Origin of the sequence: Photobacterium angustum (genome assembly GCF_003026365.1) — a bacterium.
GTDB classification, from domain to species: Bacteria; Pseudomonadota; Gammaproteobacteria; order Enterobacterales; family Vibrionaceae; genus Photobacterium; species Photobacterium angustum.
The window spans coordinates 121976-144751 of sequence record NZ_PYOM01000014.1; the positions used below are offsets into that span (position 1 = coordinate 121976).

The 22776-nt window shown below is 41.5% G+C and carries 18 protein-coding genes and 1 riboswitch; of the genes, 6 read left to right on the forward strand and 12 right to left on the reverse strand.

From position 1 onward, the window contains the following. Positions 1-16: 16 nt before the first annotated feature. From CTN01_RS15345 to csrD, 10 genes are all read right to left on the reverse strand, one after another. Positions 17-493: a hypothetical protein gene (locus tag CTN01_RS15345; RefSeq protein ID WP_045149769.1), complete on the reverse strand. Its 477-nt coding sequence runs from the start codon at positions 491-493 to the stop codon at positions 17-19. Beyond that, positions 474-1700, reverse strand: coding sequence for a type II secretion system F family protein (locus CTN01_RS15350; protein WP_045149767.1), 1227 nt, complete (start codon positions 1698-1700; stop codon positions 474-476). Before CTN01_RS15350 ends, CTN01_RS15345 begins: the two co-directional genes overlap by 20 nt. A gap of 14 nt (positions 1701-1714) precedes the next feature. Further along, positions 1715-3427, reverse strand: a complete 1713-nt coding sequence (locus CTN01_RS15355) for a GspE/PulE family protein (RefSeq protein ID WP_045149766.1) — start codon at positions 3425-3427, stop codon at positions 1715-1717. A 3-nt stretch (positions 3428-3430) separates the two neighbouring features. Further along, complete coding sequence (locus CTN01_RS15360; RefSeq protein ID WP_045149765.1) at positions 3431-4600, reverse strand: tetratricopeptide repeat protein; 1170 nt, start codon at positions 4598-4600, stop codon at positions 3431-3433. After that, a complete protein-coding gene (locus tag CTN01_RS15365) occupies positions 4597-5445 on the reverse strand; it encodes an ExeA family protein (protein WP_045149764.1) in 849 nt (282 codons plus the stop codon). The genes CTN01_RS15360 and CTN01_RS15365 overlap by 4 nt, the downstream gene beginning before the upstream one ends. Before the next feature lie 3 nt (positions 5446-5448). Continuing rightward, a complete protein-coding gene (mshL, locus tag CTN01_RS15370) occupies positions 5449-7095 on the reverse strand; it encodes a pilus (MSHA type) biogenesis protein MshL (protein WP_045149763.1) in 1647 nt (548 codons plus the stop codon). A gap of 11 nt (positions 7096-7106) precedes the next feature. Continuing rightward, positions 7107-7433, reverse strand: a complete 327-nt coding sequence (locus CTN01_RS15375; protein ID WP_080896224.1) for an MSHA biogenesis protein MshK — start codon at positions 7431-7433, stop codon at positions 7107-7109. Next, positions 7426-8061, reverse strand: coding sequence for a type 4a pilus biogenesis protein PilO (gene pilO / locus CTN01_RS15380; RefSeq protein ID WP_045149762.1), 636 nt, complete (start codon positions 8059-8061; stop codon positions 7426-7428). The genes CTN01_RS15375 and pilO overlap by 8 nt, the downstream gene beginning before the upstream one ends. Further along, a complete protein-coding gene (locus tag CTN01_RS15385; RefSeq protein WP_045149761.1) occupies positions 8058-9533 on the reverse strand; it encodes an MSHA biogenesis protein MshI in 1476 nt (491 codons plus the stop codon). Before CTN01_RS15385 ends, pilO begins: the two co-directional genes overlap by 4 nt. Positions 9534-9702: 169 nt before the next feature. Further along, positions 9703-11622 carry an RNase E specificity factor CsrD gene (csrD, locus tag CTN01_RS15390; protein ID WP_045149760.1) on the reverse strand — a complete coding sequence of 640 codons (1920 nt, stop codon included), beginning with the start codon at positions 11620-11622 and terminating at the stop codon, positions 9703-9705. Positions 11623-11860: 238 nt separating this feature from the next. Here csrD and CTN01_RS15395 point away from each other — a divergent pair, with 238 nt between their 5' ends. After that, positions 11861-12730, forward strand: coding sequence for a LysR family transcriptional regulator (locus tag CTN01_RS15395; RefSeq protein WP_045149759.1), 870 nt, complete (start codon positions 11861-11863; stop codon positions 12728-12730). Between the two features lie 76 nt (positions 12731-12806). Here CTN01_RS15395 and CTN01_RS15400 read toward each other — a convergent pair whose 3' ends face one another. Further along, the gene (locus tag CTN01_RS15400) at positions 12807-13361 is read right to left on the reverse strand and encodes a single-stranded DNA-binding protein (protein WP_005371054.1); all 555 of its coding nucleotides are present in this window, start codon (positions 13359-13361) and stop codon (positions 12807-12809) included. Between the two features lie 239 nt (positions 13362-13600). Between CTN01_RS15400 and CTN01_RS15405 the strand changes: the two genes are divergently transcribed. From CTN01_RS15405 to CTN01_RS15420, 4 genes are all read left to right on the forward strand, one after another. Beyond that, positions 13601-13894: a glycoside hydrolase family 16 protein gene (locus tag CTN01_RS15405; RefSeq protein WP_045149758.1), complete on the forward strand. Its 294-nt coding sequence runs from the start codon at positions 13601-13603 to the stop codon at positions 13892-13894. Positions 13895-14030: 136 nt separating this feature from the next. After that, positions 14031-14903, forward strand: a complete 873-nt coding sequence (gene galU, locus CTN01_RS15410; RefSeq protein WP_005371029.1) for a UTP--glucose-1-phosphate uridylyltransferase GalU — start codon at positions 14031-14033, stop codon at positions 14901-14903. A 129-nt stretch (positions 14904-15032) separates the two neighbouring features. Further along, positions 15033-17858: an excinuclease ABC subunit UvrA gene (uvrA, locus tag CTN01_RS15415; protein ID WP_045149757.1), complete on the forward strand. Its 2826-nt coding sequence runs from the start codon at positions 15033-15035 to the stop codon at positions 17856-17858. Between the two features lie 77 nt (positions 17859-17935). Then, on the forward strand, positions 17936-19675 hold the full coding sequence (locus CTN01_RS15420) for a PglL family O-oligosaccharyltransferase (RefSeq protein ID WP_045149756.1): 1740 nt from the start codon (positions 17936-17938) through the stop codon (positions 19673-19675). 53 nt (positions 19676-19728) lie between these two features. Here CTN01_RS15420 and CTN01_RS15425 read toward each other — a convergent pair whose 3' ends face one another. Continuing rightward, a complete protein-coding gene (locus CTN01_RS15425) occupies positions 19729-20847 on the reverse strand; it encodes a pyridoxal-phosphate-dependent aminotransferase family protein (RefSeq protein ID WP_045149755.1) in 1119 nt (372 codons plus the stop codon). Between the two features lie 238 nt (positions 20848-21085). After that, positions 21086-21270, forward strand: a riboswitch (Lysine riboswitch). 101 nt (positions 21271-21371) lie between these two features. On the opposite strand from CTN01_RS15425, the gene lysC reads away from it, so the two are divergent. Next, a complete protein-coding gene (gene lysC / locus CTN01_RS15430; RefSeq protein WP_045149754.1) occupies positions 21372-22742 on the forward strand; it encodes a lysine-sensitive aspartokinase 3 in 1371 nt (456 codons plus the stop codon). Positions 22743-22776 lie beyond the last annotated feature (34 nt).

Here is a 22776-nt window from a genome sequence, read left to right on the forward strand (position 1 = left end):
TGTAAGAAACTCGACACTATAGCGACAAATTACTGGCAATATGTATTTTGTCATTAATATAAAGTATTGCCAATTTTTTCTTAATGCCTATATCATATAAACATCTATTATAACCGCTTGAATCATCAGCTTTTCTATAACTAAATGAATTATATTCAGGCTTTCCTATTCCATTTGATAATAAAGACCATATTTTAGGGCAGTCCAACTCCCTTTGTTTCAACACAATTGGCCATCCTAATTGAGTATATTCAAACGCAATATCACCAACCTTGTCGGAATGAGGTTTATTATTTAATTCCCAGTTCTGACGAAGGTTTACAGCACCTTGATACAAATTATTTCGGGTTAAATCAAACTGAATAAACTTGGCATTTTTCTGTACTTGCTGCCATTCATATAACAAAACACTTATTAATATAAATGTAATTATTAGCCACGAAATATTTTGTAACCTTTTTTTGTGCTGTAACTCACGATCCCTTAGCGACATCGAGCATTCCCCACATAGGTAAAAAGATACCTAAGGCTAATAACAACACCATTCCAGCCACAACAACCAACATGATGGGCTCTATTCGAGCCGTTAATGTTTTTAAATCGTATTCCACTTCACGATCATAAAAATCCGCAACTTCTAACAGCAACTCATCGACTTGGCCTGTTTCTTCACCCACGGCAATCATTTGTAAAACGAGTGGCGTAAACACCCCTGATTTGGTTGCCGTTCGTGAAATACTGCTACCGCCTTCGATCCCTTGCTTCATTTCAATTAAACGGTTTTCTAAAAAGCGATTACCTAACGATTCCGCAGCCATTTGAATCGCCTGATTTAAAGGTACACCAGCACGGATCATTAAAGAAAACGTACGAGCAAAACGTGCCATTTGAGCACGATTAACAATGCTTCCCGTAATGGGCATACGTAAGCGCCAGTTATCCCACTTTTCGGCCCCTTTTGGCGTATTACGCCAAAATCGTATACCTAACCAAATAGCGACGGATACGCCAATCATCATCGGCCAGTAATGAACAAAAAAGTTCGATGTTCCAATCAACACTCGGGTTGGCCATGGCAGTTCAACGCCAAAGCGCGAGAACATCGACGCAAATTGTGGAATAACTTTGGTATTTAATATCCCCATTGCTATCACGATGGCCGTTAATACAAATGTGGGATAACGCATCGCCGACTTAATTTGTCGACGGGTATTCATCTCTTGTTCGTAGTAATTCGCAAGCTGTAACAATACCTGATCAAGACGACCCGTATTTTCGCCGACATGGATCATTGAGATAAATAACCGAGAAAAAACCCGAGGATGTTGCTGCATCGCCACTGACAACGCGCGACCATTAGTCAAATCAAGGGTTAACGCTTCTAGGATTGTTTTTAATAAAGGATGACTCGCACTTTGCGATAAACCTTTAAAAGCCCGTAATAGTGGGACACCCGCTTTGGTTAAACTGTATAGCTGTCGACAAAAGATCACGAGAACTTCTAGCGGTAATTGCGCTTGAAACAAAGCACTTAAATCAAACGCTTGTCCTTTTGCTTTACCGTGCGTTTCTCGGATCTCAAGAGGGATCACACCTTGACGTATCAAGAGATCGGCTGCGGCATTAGCATTTGATGCTTCAATCGTTCCCTGTTTTAATTGGCCTTTCTCACCGCGCCCTCGGTAGCTAAATACTGCCATCTTCGTCTCTACTACTAGTTAAGAACATCCATTACTTCACCTTCACCAAGAAGCAGTACTTCATCAATGCTGGTCTTACCCGCTAAAGCAAGCTCCATTGCAGATTCCACCAGCGGTTTATAGCCTTCACTCTTTCTCGCTAGTTGGGTAAATAACACCGCATTATTTTGACGTAACGCATCCATCATATCTTGGCGCATCTCAAGTAATTCAAAGACACCAATACGGCCTTTATAACCGGTAAAGTTACAGCTATGACAACCTCGTCCTCGGCGGAAGACATGATTGTTGTAGAATGGGAAACGGGTTTCTAGCCACGCTTTTTGTCCCAGCTCTAAAGCCGCATCTTCACCACAATCACTACAAATACGACGTACCAATCGCTGCGCTAATACTGCACGAACGGCACTTGCCACCAAGTAACCAGGTGCTTCCATATCGATCATACGCAGTGCACTGTCTACCGCATCGTTAGTATGAAGTGTCGATAAAACTAGGTGACCCGTTAATGCCGAACGCAAGCCAATTTCGACTGTTTCCTGATCGCGCATCTCACCAATTAAGATGACATCGGGATCCTGACGTAAAAAAGTGCGTAGAATAGATGAGAAATTAAGCCCAATCTTGCTGTTTACCTGAACTTGGTTAACACGCGGCAATCGATATTCAACCGGATCTTCTGCTGTAATGAGTTTTTTACCCGGCTTATTTAATTCACTTAATGCACCATATAGCGTCGTAGTTTTACCTGAACCTGTTGGCCCTGTTACCAAAATCATGCCATGCGGACGTTTTAACTGGCGACGAAAACGCTGCACGATATCATTCGGCATACCGATTTCATCAAGGCTTAAAATACCGGCTGACTGATCAAGTAAACGCATTACCACCGATTCACCATGTTGAATTGGCATAGTAGAAATACGCACATCAACCGAGCGGTTTCGTACCATCATATTAAAGCGTCCATCTTGAGGCAGACGCTTTTCAGAAATATCGAGGCCACTCATAAGCTTTAAACGCAATACTAGCGCAGAAGAAATACTGCTCTCATCAATCAGGTTTTCATGCAGTACACCATCAATACGTTGGCGGATACGCAACACATCAGCATCTGGCTCTATGTGAATATCTGAAGCGCCCACTTGCACTGCATCTTCAAACAACGAGTTGATAAGTTTTACAACAGTCACTTCTTCATTGTCGGCCTCTTCCATGCCGAATGTGAAAGTGTGGTGATCTTGGTGTTCTGCTTTTAATTGCTCTGCAAATGACGCAATTTCTTGAGTTCTACGATAGTAACGATCAAAGGCAGCCAACAATTGACGCTCTGGCGCAATCACAAGTTCAACACGGTATTGACTAAGCTGATCAAACACCGCTTCTTGTGCCGCTAAGTCAGCAGGATCACTCATCGCAACACGAACTGTATCACCGTGCTGACCTAAAACTAACGCACGTAAACGACGCGCATTTACTTCTGATAGTAAACCAACATGTTCGCTATCCACTTGCACTCGTGTTAAATCAACAAGCGGCACATCAAGCTGACGTGCCAAAAACTGCAGCATTTGCTGTTCAGTAAGAAACCCTAAATTAATTAGGGTGTCACCGAGCTTACGTCCCGTTGATTGCTGTTTTGTCAGTGCTTGTTCTAGTTGTTGCTGAGTAATGATATTTTCATCAACTAGAAGATCGCCTAAGCGTTTACGTAATCGAATTTGCATCGGCTAGCTCCTATGCGATTTTAATGCAACTAAGCGCTGCTGAATAAATTGTTGTGATGACGCTGAGATATTACCTAGCTGTAACGCTTTTTGATAAGACTCACGGGCTTTCTCTGCATTACCACTCCGGTCTTGAGCAATCGCTAATCCCATCCACCAGCGACCATCAAATGACGCTAAACGCACTAATTGTTGATAACTTTGAAGTGCTACCACATTGTTATTTAACCTTTGTGCTAACGCACCACGCATGGCTAAATACTGCGAATCTATACTGCCACTTTTATCATTTAACACAGCTAATGCCGCTTGATTTTGATTTTCATTGACCAATAATTTAGCGAGTGTTAAACGTAACTGTGGTTGATTCGGTTGCTTTGCTAGACCTTTTTCAAGCGTCGCAATTGCTTCTCTTACATTGCCTCGCCCATAGTACAATGCCGCTAAACGTTGCCTTGCCATGATCCAATCAGGACGGTAATTTAAAGCCGACTCTAAATTAACAACCGCTTGTTTACTGTTTTGCTGCTCTAAGGCTTTTTCTGCATTTAAGTATTCAACTTGCGCCAATTCTTTTGGCGTTAAAGAAACCGTTTGAATCGATAATTCACTTTTTACCGGTTTTGGCGCAGGTGGCTTTGGTTGCGCTTTATGTTCTTGCTCAACCGCAGCCAATGCTTTTTCATAACCGCTTTCATAGCCTTGATCATAAGAGCTTTGTAACTCTTTTTGTTCATCTTCACTTTCAAGAGATTCTTGAGCGACAGGCATATTCGCAAGCTCAGCTATCGCTGATTTATCAATACTCTTTGAATGTGGTTGTTCTGTAACAACTGCCGTTTTATTTTCATTTGACGTTACAGGCGCTTTCACTGCAATGGTTGATAAAGGTTTAACTGACGCAATCTCTTTCGTCGTTTCAGGTTGATCAACAATAGGCTCTGCGGCTATTTCTGTTTGTGCCATGGCTGGCGTAACAACACTATCAGGTTGATTTAACCACCACGCCATACCGACAAATGCCATGGTGCAGCAACCAACAGTTACCCATTTTGGCCATGCTGATGTTGGTATAGATGCTATTTCTGCTGCACGTAATGGAGAGCCCTGCTGTGATGCAGAAGCGAGTTTTACTTGGCTCAACTCATTAAGTCGGCGATTTAATTCACTCATGAATGACTCCATCCCCACAATATAGGAAATGACCACTTAGGTTGTTTAGCACCAAGGGTATCCCGAATAGCCATGAGGACTGCTTTTTTACTAACGATATATTGTTGCTCACAAAAAGTGGCAAGTAAGGACTTATGGCATAATTGATTGATCAATCGTGGCGTGCCACCACTGGCATACCAAATTGCGCGGCATATCGACAGACTAAACACCATGTCGGTATAACCGGCTTGATACAGTCGGTGTTGTATATATGCCACGGTTTCAGCCAAATTTAATGGTCGTAAAACAGCACGAAATGTGATCCGTTGACGTAATTGACGCAATTGGTGCTGGGCTAATCGTTGATCAAGCTCTGGCTGTCCGAGTAAAACAATATGTAGCAACTTTTCTTGTTCAGTTTCTAAATTACCTAATAAACGAATCGCTTCTAACGCATCATCTGATAACGCTTGTGCTTCATCGAGTAACACCACCACCGATTGCCCATTCAACCGACGTGAGATGAGTTCATCCTGAATTTGCTCAGTCAGTAAAGCATGATCACTATTCGGTAGTAGACTTAATTCTTTTGCCAATGAGCGCTTTAATTCTATTCCACTACAGGCTGGCGTCGGTAGGTAAGCAAGATCAAAATGAGTTGGCAATTGGGTCATCAACATACGACACACTAAGGTTTTACCCGTTCCTACCTCTCCTGATACCTGTGTGATCCCTTCGCCCATTTGTAGTGCTGCCAACACGGTTTGAATAGCTTCAATATGTGATGGCAGCGCATGGAAAAGAGAGGTATTAGGTGTTAAAGAAAAAGGCTGCTGACTAAAACCAAAGTGTTCGAGATACATGAATTACCCTTCTTCAGGGAACCATTCATTAATCAGTGATCGAGAGCGTTCAATTTCTTGTTTCCAAGTATTGTCAGTCACAACTGTCGGTTTAAGTAAGATCACCAATTCAGTTTTCTTTTTCACCTTATTGATATGACGGAATAAATTACCAATGCCAGGGATATCACCAAGAAACGGAACTTTCGAGACTTGATCATTAATGCTTGATTTCATTAAACCACCAATCACCACAACATCACCTGTTCGGGCGTGGATGATTGAATCAGATTCGCGAATAGTACTTTTTGCTAACGGTAATACCATAGGTTTTGCAGTACCGACTTCAATAGTTTTCTGTTCATTCTGCACATCAACAACCGCTGGGTGAACATGTAATAAAACGCCACCTTGATCGTCAATCTGTGGCGTTACATCCAACGAAATACCAGAGAAGAATGGGGTTAATGATACATCTGGCGAAACATTATTGTTATCACCTGAGACGTTACTGCTTGAAACGTCTGTCACAAAGTATTCATCACCACCGACTTTAATCACCGCTTTTTGGTTATTTGCAGCAGTCACCCGTGGGCTAGAAAGCACGTTCAAATCACCTTGAGTAGATAAGAAGCTCATCACCGCACTGAAATTACCATCGGTGATCTTAATATTAGTTTGTCCGCCCAATAGCTCTGAAATAGCATTGCCGCCCGGTAAGATACTCGCGGCGGCATTAGCAGCATCTTTCATCTCATTAACGATAATGCCAGTGCCGCCAATACTTGAGGTTAAATTATTCCAATCTATCCCTTGTTGGTAACTATCATTGAGCGTCACCTCCATGATTTTCGCCTCAAGCACGACTTGACGCTTTAGACGACGTTGAGACATGCCTAAGAACTCTTTAACTTCACGTAATTCATTAGGGAAGGCGCGAACGGAAATGAGACCCGCTTGCGGTGATACCATGACATTTCGACCATCACCAGAGCCAATCATGCCACTAACGACTTTCTCTAACTGTGTCCAAAAATCACTGTCCGAGGTCGTTTCAATCGTCGTGCCACCTGTTGTGGTATTACCTCCGTCTGATGATGAACTATTGCTATTATCATCATCACCTGATGACGAATTATTATCGCCATCACTAATAGAACCGGAGGTAATAGAAGTTAATGACTTACCTTTACGTTGTAATTGTAAATAATCAACGGGGATCACTTCAGTCCGTAACGTTGCAGGGAAAACCTGAATAATATTCCCTTTACGCGTCGTACTATAACCGTAAATATCAGACACGACATTTAGCACTTCATCGAGTGTGACATCATTTAATTTCATCGTAATACGACCAGTAACACCGGGATGAATAACGATATTAAATGGTGTGCCTTTTACTAAACTGGTAAAGAATGCATTGGCTTCAACATTTTTAGCATTAACACGAAAACGCTTTTCTAACGAAGAATTAGCAGGGTTAATATTGCTATCAAGTGATGGCATAAGATCAGCATTGACCGCAGAAGGTAGCTCCATTAAAGGACGGCTACTCGCTTCATTCGCAGCTTCATTTAAGGCCTTCTTCACTTCAACAGGGTTTTGGTGTCCCATATTAGTTGAACAGCCCGCTAAGGATGCAATGGTGATCCCTAGAAGAATTCGACGCATAATATTTAACCTTAATTCGTTCGTATATTTTCAGCAAATAACGCCAAATGCCACTTTTTGCCACTACGGCTTAAAGTAACACTACTTTCAGAAACATTTGTCAAAGTGTACCCATTAACGCGTTCGCCAATACTGACCACTTGACCACTTAAAATCACCGAGCACTGCTTACCATCGCAAATAATACTTTGTAACTGTGGCAATCGTGCTTTTGCTTGGCTTGTTTTAGTTTTACTCGCCACCCAACCTAATGGTGCAGTAGGATCTTGAGCTGCATAAGCATCGAAGGCGCATACACTTAAAAGTAAAGCTGCCATCCATGTCATTTTCTTATCCACCAATAAAGTCCTTACTTTCACCTAAGGTGTACACTTCAAGTTCCACCTTTGCCCATGGATACTCATCAACCTGATAACTCAGGCTTCGCCAATAGTATTTAACCGGTAACGCTTCTAATTTATTTAAGTAATTCACCACATCAAAGTAACGCCCTTTGAACGTTAAACGAATGGGGTGAACAAAGTATCCCTGTTGATCACCACTCACTAATTGAGATGACGGTAATGACGTCATTGACTCTAATTTTAATGCCGAGCTATGACGTAGAACTTGCTCTAATAAATCTGCCATTTGAACTGGCGTGATCAAACTACCAATTTTTGCTTCTAGCACTTGTTGTAAGGCTTTATCTTCTTGCCGATATTGTGCCAATTTTTGGTTGATCGCTTTATCCGGATCTTGCTGTAATTTTCTATTCGCAACAATCAATTGATTCTTTGCGGTGATCATATCGTTTTGGGTGTCCATCAATGCCATTTTAACCGTTTGTGATGTCACCATTTGTGGCTCAATAATTAGCATATAGCCAATAAACAAGATGCCAAACCAACCTGTGATCGCAATTAACCATTGCTCACGAACAGACAAAGCAGCAAATCGCTGACTTAGCTCATCCCACTTGATCATTGTTCGCTCCCCTTAATGCTTTTACGCTCAGCCTGTAACTGAAAGGTCACGACATTTTTATCATTACGACCCAATGACATCATTTGGAAACGACGTTCAGCTAAAGATGGATAAGTTTTAAATGCCCCTACCCAGCGAGGAACAGCATCAGGGTTACGTGCTAATCCACTTAAATCCATTGAAGTACCTGAGACATAAATCTGTTGAACCGAGATATCACCACTCGCCGCATCAGCTAATTGCTGCAACAATCCAGCATAACCAACCTTTAAGCTATCATCATGCTCTTCAATGACTTTAAGCGTGGCACGCTTTGCCGCGATTTCTTTTTCAAGCTCATGAGCTTGATTCTCTTTTAGAGGATCCGACAACAATGCGGCAACTTGTACTCGGGCATGATCCAGTTTTTGTTGCTCAGCACTTAAGAGCGATGATTGTGTCGCTAATTTTTTTTGCTCAATCGTGTTCTGCCATGCATTCCAACCCGCCCACATCGCGAAAATAGCAATAAGTGCCACCCAACTTGCAACGATATTGGTTAATGTCATCCACTGCTTAGTTGGCAGTAAATTGTCAGAATATAAATTGATTATCGCGTTTTTAGGCCGCTGTAATGCCGCCCAGCCTAAACGCGCAGCATTAGTGTCAAGTAAAGGATCAACCTCTTTAATCGCCTCTACACTGATATTTAGACGTTTATTTAATTCATCAGCTAAAGCTTGATTATCTTCGTTATCACAACTAATGATCAGCTGACTAATTGGATTATTACGTAACTGAGCACTAATAAAATCTAATGAACGCTGTAATTCAAGTGCTAAATTGTCCAGCTGAAAACCACCACCATCTAGTGCTTGGCGATCAAACAACGGTAAAGAAAAGCCACGTAATTGACGTTGAAAACACAGCATTTGTTCATTAAATGCGGTTAACTGCAGATTACCATCAACATCAGCATGGAGAATAAGTTGGCTACGATTAGGATCAGAAAAGCGACTCCATGCAATATCTTCTGTTGTGATATCAGAGACACGGCAGCCACAGTCATGGCACGCTAAAACAACCTGAGTGATCAGTTGTTTTGATGCGACAAAAACCTGTAAACGATCTTTTGCTGTTGCAGGAAAACCATCAGCGACTAATTCAGACGGCGACTCATTGACTAAATCTTTGACTAAAAAAGGCAGTGCGGTTGAAAGTTCATCAATACCCACTTCTGGTTTATCAATCACTAAGCTTTGATATAAACCATGTCCTAGTACTAATTTTAAATCGGTACCTGAAAGTTGGTATTGTGTAATCAAGTTGCGTGCAGCATCGCTCCAATCTGAAACATTAGAGACACCCATACGATCAACAATAAAATGTTCAGTTTTCGCTTGGACAAGGACAACCGTGTCGGTATAGAAAACCAAAGCAGCAGAGGGTTGAAAACTTGCTCGCTGAAAAAGCTTAGAGAATACGTATTTCATAATCGACCAGAAAAAGGCTATACATCCTGTATGATGCTCTTTATTTATAAGGTTAGCAGCAGTTAATTACCTTCCCAATGATATACGATAAAATTATTGATAAACATCACTTAATTAATACAGTTTAAAAAACATTGAATTTATTAAAATAAAACAAAGAGTTAATTTTTTATAAAATTACATCTTCTTTAGCAAATAGACGACCTTGACCTGCAGAAACGCCCAATTGTTTTAATATTTCCCATTCTTTCTCGGTTTCAACGCCCACAGCAATAATTTGAACATTTGAGTCATCACAAGCGCCTAACATACTTCTTACAAAAAGCTGATTTTCTTGTCGTTTATTAATATCTCTCACAAGTCCTCGGTGCAATTTAAGGTAATTAACTTTTACTTCTTTAACATAATGTGTACTTACAATAGTGCGTCCTGCTTGATCAACAGCTAGCTTGCATCCAAGTCCTACTAATTTTTTTAATACCGGACGTAAGGCATCAAGATTTTTGACTAATTGGCTTTCAGATACTTCAAATACTATATGGCTCATTAATGGTCGTGGCATTTGTAATAATTCATTGAACAACCATTTGGTAAAAGATTTATCTAATAATGAATAAGCACTAATATTTATTGAGTAAACTTCTGGCGTTAATTCTCTTTTTAATAACGTTAATATCTGATTAATGACAGCACGATCAAAACGTTGATTAAATCCGACTTGATTAACAACAGGCATAAAGTATGACGCTTTGATCAGCTCTCTATGTTCATCTTTAATGCGTGCAAGTATTTCACGACTGATCACAGTCTTATTCTCGGCATTGAAAATAGGCTGCTGATATAACAAAGGACCGCCATGGGTTAAAATCCGATCAAACAGCGTTCGCCAACGCACACTGCCTCGATCATCTTCATAATGGCTTTCTTTAGTAAAACGATTCCAACTGTTTGAACCTTGTAACTGCGAACTACGTAATGCGATATCAGCTTCATCCATAATACGACCTCGGCGCTCTCCACCTTGGAAGTGCGTTACGCCAATATGACACCAATTGTCTCGCTCCGTCGATAATGGCGGAGACAAACGTTCGAGCGCATTTAATAATTGATTAATAAAAAGTTTAATTTCTTTTGCTGATTGTTGTGGGATCAAAATTGCGAATTCAGCATCGTAGTAACGCGATAACATGGTGTCTGGGAAGCGCTGAATAAAATTAGACAGAATAATACTGACATCTTGGATAAACTCATCAGCAATTACTCTCCCTTCTTCAGCGACCACTTCATCCCAATCAGCTAAGCGTAACAAGATCACTGAGCCTTGATTATCAGGCTCTTGTAGCATGGACTTTAAGCGGCTATCAAACAAGATACGATTAGCAGCACCTGTAAGTTGATCAAGAAAGGTATGGGTACGAATAAAGGTATCAAAGCGGCTACGCTCTTGACGGGCGTCTTTCAGTTCTTTAATTAATTGATCCATGGCTAAACTTGCTGTGCCAGGCCATTCATGATCATCACCCACCGCATAATCATCAACCTTGCCGGCTAAAATCATTCTTCCTCGCGTTTCTAATAATTCAGAACCACGTAATTGCAGTTTTAACCAACGTACCCCTTGTATTAAACCGAAAATAACAATGCCGAGAGCTAAACTAATAAATGACATCGCGCCTAGCGAATAAGTAAATTCCGCATAAGGTGGAATAGATTCAATTGTCACTTTGTACTGAGGGTTTAATTGAAGCTGATATTCACTGTCATACAGAATATTAGGATCAGTGATCGACTCCATACTTTTATAGGCGTACACCACGCCATGTGGACTCGTTACCGTTAACGCGGTGACATTACTTGATTTTAATAGTTTGGGTAGCCAACGAGATAATGATGCGCCACCTTGAGGATCAGCAAGCTCTTGATCAATGACTTCAACCACACCGTTTAAATAATGGGTTAAGTAATCCTGCCCAAGCTTACGAAAACTCAATGCACCGCCGATAAAGATAACGAAGATGGCACAAATAACAATCATTGTAACAAAAGCAACTAACCGATTAGTTAACTTCATCCCTGAGGCTTTTCTCATAACATCCTAACTCTACACACTATTATTCAAATCAACTTACTATCATCAGTTACAACTTATATAGTAGAGCACTATTATGAAGTGTTTTTCATTTTAAGGTTAATATATCAACTATATCATTCCATCATGCGCTATTTTCATTTAACGAGATACGTTACATTGAGCAAAACACAATGTATCGCGTAATGAAACAATCAATCTCGTATTATGCGTGATAGGAACAAGGAAGGTTATCATCATGGACTGGATCACCTGCACTAAAAGCTTTGTTGCTGTAATCCAACAAGGATCGCTTTCTCAAGCCGCTAACTCTCTTGATATATCAAACTCAGCCTTATCAAAACGCTTATCTTGGCTTGAACAACAGCTTGGCGTCCCTTTATTAAAACGTACAACCCGCCATTTATCACTCACTGATGCTGGAGATGTTTTTTTTCAGCGAAGTCAGACTTTATTAGATCATTGGCAACAGCTGATCACCGAAACGACGGCAACTAATGAAGAGATGAGTGGCACATTACATGTTGGCGCCCCATTAAGTACGGGAAGCCATTTTTTGATTAATATTATTGCCGCGTTTTGTCAGCGATACCCCAATATCAATATTACGCTTCACACCATCACGCCAGGACAATTACCTGATTTAAATCTCGACATTATTATTTGTAGTGAAATCGATAATTTTAACTCTGCCAGTTATATCGCCACCCCCCTATTTTCAGATAATGCGAGATTTTACGCCTCCCCAACTTATTTAGAACAATATGATCCTATTGAGTCACCAGAGCAACTGACACAACATAATTGCTTACTACTAAATCAGCATCATATCCATGAATATGCCTTCGATAATGGCTTAACGCTACGCTTACAAGGTAATTTCACTACCTCAAATCCAGAAATTTTAATCGCAAGTGCCGTCGAACATATGGGGCTAATATTAATCTCACCACAAAACGTACAACGAGAGTTAGCCCATGGTTTACTGATCCCTGTTTTAACACACTTACAACTGCCCCAACAGACAACATTTGCCTACTACCTTAAGTTGAACTATCAACACACTAAAACGAAATGTTTTATTGATTTCATTAAAAAAAGCGCCTGACTTATCATTCTCAAGATATAAAAAAAGCAGCGTTAAACGCTGCTTCTTGATATTCAATCATTCTTTTATGCAGGATTTAGAACGGGATATCGTCATCAAAATCCATTGGTGGCTCATTATACTGCTGCTGAGGCTGTTGAGGTGCCTGTTGCTGTGGTGCAGATTGTTGCTGAGGCGCGTAGTTCTGTTGAGGAGCAGGCGCTGAAGCAGGTTGCTGAGGCTGACCCCAGTTATTGTTTTGCTGTTGGCCACCCATTTGCGCTTGACCGCCTTGGTTTTGACGACCACCAAGCATTTGCATAGTACCGTTAAAGCCTTGAACAACCACTTCAGTTGTGTACTGATCTTGACCTTGCTGGTTCTGCCATTTACGCGTCTGTAATTGACCTTCAATGTATACCTGTGAACCTTTACGTAAGTATTCACCAGCAACTTCTGCCAACTTACCGTATAAAGCAACGCGGTGCCATTCGGTTTTTTCACGCTGCTCGCCAGTATTTTTATCACGCCATGATTCTGATGTCGCAATAGTAATGTTTGCTACTGCACCGCCATTTGGCATGTAACGAACTTCAGGATCATTTCCTAAGTTACCGACTAAGATAACCTTATTTACGCCACGACTGGCCATAGTTCACTCCAAATCTGATAGCGTACTATTGGTTTCTAATAGCCGCTTATTGAAAGTTTATACTCAATCGCGCAGTTTATCACGCTAGTAGAATTTTTACATAGTCCAAGTACAACGCAATAAAAGCAGCTATCACAATTTCAGCGGATATCAGCGAAAAATCGTTACCTCAACAACCACAACATGCTGTATTTATTCAAGTCTGTCAATTTTCTGATACTCTAGCAAATTAACTCGCTATGCTATATCGAAATAAAATAATATTTGTAAGAATCAAAGAGGATAACAAGTTAGAAGATGGCTTCCATACCTATGCCACTGAATGGGATGACAATGAAGTGCGTTTCTATTACGACGGGAAGCTGTATCACACTCAGCAACGTAACGGTGAAGCGTGGCCATTTAATAAGCCTATGTACTTAATTTTAAACTTGGCTATCGGCGGTGGCTGGGGTGGTCAACAAGGTATTGATGACTCGATCTTCCCACAGAAATTCTTAATTGATTACGTTCGCGTCTACGATCTGAAATAACAAGCTTTAAAGTCACAAATAATGAAGCCTTTCGCATTAAAAAAGAAAGGTGTTCTATTTACTGATATATGCATTAAGTCTCTAATAATATAGCAGTATAAAACGTGATAACTCTACATACATACTAGGATGTACCATGATTAAAAAATGTCTCTTCCCTGCCGCTGGCTACGGCACACGCTTTTTACCAGCAACCAAATCAATGCCAAAAGAAATGATGCCAGTGGTCAACAAACCACTAATTGAATACGGTGTTGATGAAGCGATCCAAGCGGGTATGAACCGTATTTGTATCGTGACTGGCCGCGGTAAAAACACCCTAATGGATCACTTCGATAAGAACTATGAGCTTGAGCATCAAATCAGCGGTACTAACAAGGAAGAGCTATTAGTTGATATCCGCGACATCATTGATTCAGCCTACTTCACTTACATTCGTCAGCGCGAAATGAAAGGCTTAGGCCATGCAATCCTAACGGGCCGTGAACTTGTCGGTAACGAACCATTTGCAGTAGTCCTTGCCGATGATCTTTGTGTAACAGATGAAGAGCAACAAGGTGTACTTGCGCAAATGGCTGAGCTGTATAAGCAATTTCGCTGCTCCATTGTCGCGGTTGAAGAAGTGCCAGAAGAAGAGACCCACAAGTACGGTGTGATTTCAGGTCAAATGTTACGTGACGATTTATTCCGTGTTGATAACATGGTTGAGAAACCAGAGCCTGGTACTGCGCCAAGTAACCTAGCAATTATTGGTCGTTACATTCTAACTCCAGATATCTTTGATATTATTGAGCAAACCGAACCAGGTAAAGGCGGTGAAATTCAAATTACCGATGCGCTGATGCAGCAAGCACAAACAGGCTGTGTATTAGCATATAAGTTTAAAGGTAAACGTTTTGACTGTGGTAGCGTTGAAGGCTATATCGATGCAACTAACTATTGTTTTGAACATGTTTACAAAAAAGGTAAACACAAAGAGTTGGCACAACAGCAAACTGGCAAGAAATAACCACACAATCCCGCTTACCCGCGGGATTTTTTTTATCCATTTTACTGTGTTTTTAATCAGTATTTTTTGCTCATTATGATCGACTGTGGAATACTAACCGTTCAATAAAATAAAAGAATTATCACTGATATGGATAACATCGAAGTCAGGGGTGCCCGCACCCATAACCTTAAAAATATCAATCTAACGATCCCTCGCGATAAGCTTATCGTTATCACAGGGTTATCAGGCTCGGGAAAATCTTCTCTGGCTTTCGATACCTTGTATGCAGAAGGACAACGTCGTTATGTTGAATCCCTTTCTGCCTACGCACGTCAGTTTTTATCTTTGATGGAAAAACCTGATGTTGACCATATTGAAGGGCTTTCGCCTGCGATCTCTATCGAGCAGAAATCCACATCACACAACCCACGCTCAACCGTTGGTACTATCACAGAGATCTACGACTACCTGCGTTTGTTATATGCCCGTGTCGGTGAGCCTCGCTGTCCAACTCATGACATTACGCTTGCGGCACAAACGGTTAGCCAGATGGTCGATCAAGTATTAGCTATGCCTGAAGGCAGTAAGCTGATGCTACTGGCTCCTATCATTAAAGAGCGTAAAGGTGAGCACGTTAAAACGCTGGCGAACTTAGCCGCACAAGGTTATATCCGTGCCCGTATTGATGGTGAGGTATGCGATCTATCCGATCCTCCAACGTTAGAACTTCACAAAAAGCACACTATCGAGGTCGTGGTTGATCGTTTCAAAGTTCGTGACGATCTTCAGATCCGTTTAGCCGAATCATTTGAAACCGCCTTAGAGCTTTCAGGTGGTACTGTAGTGATTGCACCGATGTCCGGTGAAGAAGGCGAAGAGCAAGTTTTCTCGGCTAACTTTGCCTGCCCACACTGTGGTTATAGTATGCAAGAGCTTGAACCACGCCTGTTCTCGTTTAACAACCCAGCCGGTGCGTGTGGTACTTGTGATGGGCTTGGTGTTCAACAGTACTTCGATCCCGAACGAGTGATTCAAAATGGCGAATTAAGTTTATCTGGTGGTGCTATCCGCGGTTGGGATAAACGTAATTTTTATTATTTCCAAATGCTTAAATCACTTTCTGAGCATTATAAATTTGATGTTGAAGCGCCCTTTGATTCGCTATCGAAAAAAGTCAAAGACGTCATTTTAAACGGTTCTGGCAATACAGAGATCGAGTTTAAATACATCAACGATCGTGGTGACATTACCGTAAGACGCCATCCATTTGAGGGGATCCTCAATAATATGGAACGTCGTTACCGCGAAACTGAATCAAACTCAGTACGTGAAGAGTTAGCAAAATTTGTTTCCACTAAGCCTTGTTCAAGCTGTCATGGTTCACGCTTGCGCCAAGAAGCACGCCATGTGTTTATTGGTGAAACTAACTTGCCGCAAATCTGTGAAATGAGTATTAGCGGCGCACACCAATTTTTTGATGAATTAGCCTTAAGCGGTCAACGTGCGCAAATTGCAGAAAAGATCTTAAAAGAGATCAACGAGCGTTTAAGTTTCTTAATCAATGTTGGCTTAAACTACCTGAGCCTATCTCGAAGTGCAGATACTTTATCTGGCGGTGAAGCCCAGCGTATTCGTCTTGCTAGCCAAATTGGTGCAGGGCTTGTCGGTGTAATGTACGTGTTGGATGAACCTTCCATTGGTCTCCACCAGCGTGATAATGAACGACTACTAAAAACCTTGATTCATCTTCGTGATTTAGGCAATACCGTGATTGTGGTTGAACACGATGAAGATGCTATTCGTGCCGCAGATTACGTGATTGATATTGGCCCAGGTGCGGGTGTTCACGGCGGTAATATCATTGCGCAAGGTGGCGTTAAAGATATCTTAAAATCAAAAGAATCGTTAACAGGCCAATACCTTAGCGGGAAAAAAGCAATTGAAATTCCCACTGAGCGCACACCGTTTGATCCCGAAAAAACCGTCAAACTACTGGGTGCTACCGGTAACAATCTTAAAGATGTCAATGTTGAAATCCCTGTTGGTTTGTTTACCTGTATTACCGGTGTATCAGGATCAGGTAAATCAACACTGATTAACGATACCTTCTTTGAAATTGCTCATCACAAATTAAATGGTGCAACAACTGGCACACCAGCGCCGTATCGTGAGATCCAAGATCTAGAACACTTCGATAAGGTTATCGACATTAACCAAAGTCCGATTGGTCGTACCCCACGTTCAAATCCTGCAACTTATACGGGTATTTTCACCCCGATTCGTGAGCTTTTTTCAGGCACTCAAGAAGCCCGTTCTCGTGGTTATAAACCAGGGCGTTTTAGCTTTAACGTTCGTGGTGGTCGCTGCGAAGCCTGCCAAGGTGATGGTGTTATTAAGGTTGAAATGCACTTCTTACCGGATGTCTATGTCCCTTGTGATGCCTGTAAAGGGAAGCGTTATAACCGCGAAACCTTAGAGATCCGCTATAAAGGCAAAACCATTGATGAAGTGTTAGAGCTCACAGTTGAAGATGCACGCGAATTCTTTGATCCGGTTCCCGCTATTGCAAGAAAGTTACAAACCTTAATGGATGTTGGTTTATCGTATATTCGTTTAGGTCAAGCGGCGACAACCTTATCAGGCGGTGAAGCACAGCGTGTGAAACTCGCAAAAGAGTTATCAAAACGCGATACCGGAAAGACACTTTATATTCTGGATGAACCAACAACCGGATTACACTTCCACGATATTCAGCAGCTATTAACAGTACTGCATAAATTACGTGATAAAGGTAATACCATTGTGGTTATCGAACATAACTTAGACGTAATAAAAACCGCAGATTGGATCATCGATCTTGGTCCTGAAGGCGGTAGTGGTGGTGGTGAAATTATCGCAACAGGAACGCCTGAAGATGTAGCTAAAGTGAAAGGCTCACATACAGCAAGGTTCCTTAAACCGCTGCTAGGTTAGAATATGAAAACACGCTAATATATGATAACAGGCTGATTTTATTCAGCCTGTTTGCTTATTCATACTCAGGAACAACCATGACAGTGTTACAACTCGAAGGTACCAGATTAGAACAGAAACGGATTTCTAAACCATTGGTACGCTATTTCCTTGCAACAATCGGTGTTATTTTTATTGTTGCTATGCACTACTTCCAACACAATCCCGGTGGTTCAGGGCTTGAACTCTCGTTTAATGCTGCTGTTTGGATCCCTTTTAGTTTTGCTATCTCCTTCGGCTTACTTGAAATTTGTCGCCAACAAATCTGGCGTTATTCACGCCTAACACTATTATTGTTTGCTTGTTGTGTACTGCTGACTCTCCCCATTTTTTATTCCAATGCTGATGCAGGAGCGGCGTTTAATCGCTTGTTTACCTTGTGGGCTGGATTTCTATTTTTTGTCAGCTTGCAGCAATTCGTTTTTACCCACCAGCAACGCCAACGTTTGTTATGGTTTATTTTAATTGGGGTACTCATTGAAGCCGTATTTGCGTGGTATCAATACCTTTGGATCCCTGCAAAAAACCCTATTGGCTATGACACTATCGCTAACCGCCCTTATGGTATTTTTCAACAACCTAATGTGATGGCAAGCTTTCTTGCAACTGGACTTGTGATTAGTACTTATTTATTAGCACGTATTCCATTATATCGCGGTAAATGGTCATGGCTTCATATCGCCTTGTTGATCACACCTATGCTAACGATTCCAATGTTAGTGGTATTGAACTCTCGTACAGGCTGGCTAGGCGCAATTATCGGCGTAGTACTAATGCTGCCGTATTTACGTCGCTTTGCCGCCAAACAAGCTCAACGTTTGTGGTTGTTAATGATTACATTAGGGCTTTGTTTAGCATGGAATATTTCATCTACAGAGAATTGGTCACCAAAAGAAAACAGCACCAGTCTAGAAAGTTTAAGAGCAATCCACTTCCCACAAGCCTATGATATGTTTACTACTAAACCACTCACTGGTTATGGCTATGGAAAGTTTGAAGCCGCTTACATTACACAAACAGCGTTATGGCACAATGAAGATCCAGCACAACATGCAGGTGTTCCTAGCTTAGATCACCCACATAACGAGTTACTGTTCTGGGCAGACGAAGGCGGTATAGTCCCACTTATCGGCTTATTGCTTGCTGCATTTGCGGTAATGGTAAAAATAAGAAAAGCGCCTAATGGTACCCAGTTAGCCTTAATAGGATTGTTTTTCCCTATCGTTCTGCATACCCAACTTGAGTATCCTTTCTACCATTCACTAGTCCATTGGCTGATCTTTATCATACTGATATTTTGGGTAGATAACCTCACCACCAAATATCATCGCCAATCATTAAGCTACGTACTAGGGCTGAAAGTTTTCGCACTTATTGTACCAATCTTTATCTCTAGCTTTATGATAACGACCCTGTATTCAGGTTGGCAGTTAACTAAATTTGAAACCACTCGACCAGTAAATATTGAATACTTACTTAAAGTGAATAATCCATGGTCGTGGAAAAACCGTTTTGATTGGGATTTACAATTAACCCAACTGCAACTCGGAATTAGCAGTAATAAGCCAGCATTAATTGAAGACTATATTCAATGGGCAACCGAGAAAGCGAAAACATGGCCGCGACCAGCACTGTATCAAAACTTGATCCTCGCTTACGATGCCCTCGGCAATAAAGAGCAAGCATCACAAATCAGAGATGAAGCGCTGTTCTTGTTTCCATCTTTAAATTTTGACCAGCAAAACAGCCAAGCAAAGTCGACGTCTGCAGCTAAATAACCATAAAAAAATGGCTACCCAATTGGTAGCCATTTTATTTACTCATCAATAAGTTATTTCAATGTGGTCTCTAGCGCTTTTAAGCACAGAGCAACATTCTCACTTCTCGCACCATAACCCATCAAACCGATACGCCATGCTTTACCTGCCAGCGCACCTAAACCTGCTCCGATTTCCAAGTTGTAACGTTGCAGCAACTCATTACGTACCTCAGCGTCATCAACGCCCTCAGGGATATAAACCGCATTGAGTTGGGGTAAACGTGACATTTCTTCTACCACAAATTTGATACCAAGCTTTTCAAGCCCAGCTTTAAGCTCTTCATGGGCATTACGATGGCGCTGCCATGCATTTTCTAATCCTTCGTTTTGCAATAATACCAAGGCTTCATGCAACGCATATAAACTGTTTACAGGTGCAGTGTGGTGATAGCTACGCTTACCTTCACCACTCCAATAACCGAGCACCAAACTTTGATCTAAAAACCAACTTTGTACTTTGGTTTTACGTTGCTGGATCTTATCAATAGCCTTTTGAGAAAACGTTAATGGCGATAATCCCGGCGTACAAGACAAACACTTTTGGCTACCTGAATAAACCGCATCTAATTGCCACTCGTCCACCAGTAAAGGAACACCACCAAGTGATGTCACCGCATCAACAATCGTTAAACAGCCATGTTTACGGGCAATTTTTGCAAGTGTTTTCGCATCACTCAATGCGCCGGTTGAAGTTTCGGCATGAACAAAAGCGACAATTTTAATTTCAGGATCGTTTTGTAACGCTTGTTCAACTAAATCAGGATCAACCGCCGTCCCCCATTCGTTGTCCACAACGACAGCAACACCACCGCAACGCTCGACATTTTCTCGCATCCGCTCCCCGAAAACGCCATTACGGCAAACTAGCACTTTATCCCCAGCTTCAACGAGATTAACAAAGCAGGCTTCCATTCCGGCACTACCTGGCGCTGAAATAGCGATGGTAAAAGCATTTTGGGTTTGAAAGGCATATTGCAACAATTGTTTTAATTCATCCATCATGCCTATAAATAACGGATCAAGGTGCCCAACCGTAGGACGACTAAGCGCTTGTAATACTTGCGGATAAATATCTGATGGTCCCGGCCCCATGAGGGTTCGATGCGGCGGAATAAAGCTGGTTATTGTCATTCTTTTGCTCCGTAAAGTCATTGTCCCTGTCGATATTTTTATGTGGAACGCGTTGCTATCTCTTTTAGAGTATTAAAGCCCCTTCATTGGTGCAAGCGACCAATACCCATCTCATGACACACATTGACGAAATATCATATGTAAATAAATTGTCATATTCCATTTGACAACAGGGTGATGAATCTTATTCAATAAGATGATATTTTATTCAAGTACTTATTATTTAAATAGTACGACTTAAAACGGAAGAGGAGCGTTACCTAGGTATCATAATGACAGGACCCCATCCAATCGCCATTATGAGAGGGAGAGTAACGCCGAGGTATAACTGATTAGGGGATGAGTTATATCGGCTATGAAGGTTGAATCCTTCTAGCTGTCACCAAGGTCAATGATTGACATTGGTGGGGAGCTTCTGGGTGAGTGACTATTCACCTCTTATGCTCTCCTGACAGGATGTCGGGAATACTCCCGAAAAAATAGCCTACCTTGTGATGTGTTTACTATTTAGGGAGAAATTAATTATGGACAAGGCTACAACACATTCAGACTCACTCACTGTCGCAAAATTTGGCGGTACTAGTGTCGCTGATTACGCCGCAATGAGCCGTAGTGCTGCAATTGTTACTGCTAATCCAGAAACTAAAATTGTGTTAATCAGCGCCTGCTCTGGTGTCACTAATATTCTAGTAGAACTTGCCAATGGCGTGAGCGATTCAACGACCCGTCAGCAACGCATTCAGACACTGACCCAAACCCACCAAAATGTTCTTGATCAACTTCAGCACCCAGAAAATATTCAAGACGCTATTTACGGCCTACTTGATAACATCGCAACCTTAGCTGAACATGCGGCATCAACAACCTCAGCACAATTGACTGATCAAATCGTTAGCCATGGCGAACTGCTTTCAACCCATCTTTTTAGTCAAATATTAGTCGAGCTAAACGCCCCTGCTGTACGTGTAGATATTCGTCCTATCATGCGTACTGATGATCAATTTGGTAAAGCGATCCCACAGCCAGACACAATTAAGCAATTAGCGACTGAGCAATTATTACCACTATTAAACAATAATATCGTTGTATCACAGGGCTTTATTGGATCAAATAGCCAAGGTGTTACTACAACACTTGGTCGTGGCGGGAGTGACTATAGTGCAGCCTTAATCGCAGAAGCCGTAAATGCTAGCACATTAGAAATTTGGACTGATGTACCAGGTCTATACACAACCGACCCACGTATTACATCAGCCGCGAAACCGATCAAAGAGATCAGCTTTAGTGAAGCCTCTGAAATGGCAAACTTTGGCGCAAAAATTTTACACCCATCAACTCTAGTGCCTGCTGTTCGTCAACAGATCCCTGTATTTGTAGGTTCATCAAAAGCACCAGAGCAAGGCGGTACTTGGATCAGACAATCCGTTGAAGAAGCGCCACTATTTAGAGCACTCGCATTACGTGCCAACCAAACCATGGTAACTCTTACTAGCTTAAATATGTTCCATGCTTATGGCTTTTTAGCAGAAGTCTTTCGTATCTTGGCTGAACATAAAATCTCAGTTGATCTCATCACAACCTCAGAGGTCAGCGTTTCACTTACCTTAGATCAAACTGATACTGGGGGCGGTGCGCCAACTCTTCCGCTGCAAGTTGTTGAAGAATTGAGTCAATTATGTGTGGTTGACGTCGAGCAAGGGCTATCACTGGTTGCACTTATCGGTAACCAAATGAGTGATACGAAAGGCTCAGCAAAAGATATCTTTGGCGCGCTAGAAGATCATAACCTTCGTATGATTTGCTACGGCGCTAGCCCACATAATTTATGTTTCTTAATTAATGAAGATGAAGCTAAAGACGTGGTTCGCACACTGCACGCATCTTTGTTGGAATAGTTCTTTCTAACGAACCCAAATAAAGTTCAGATAA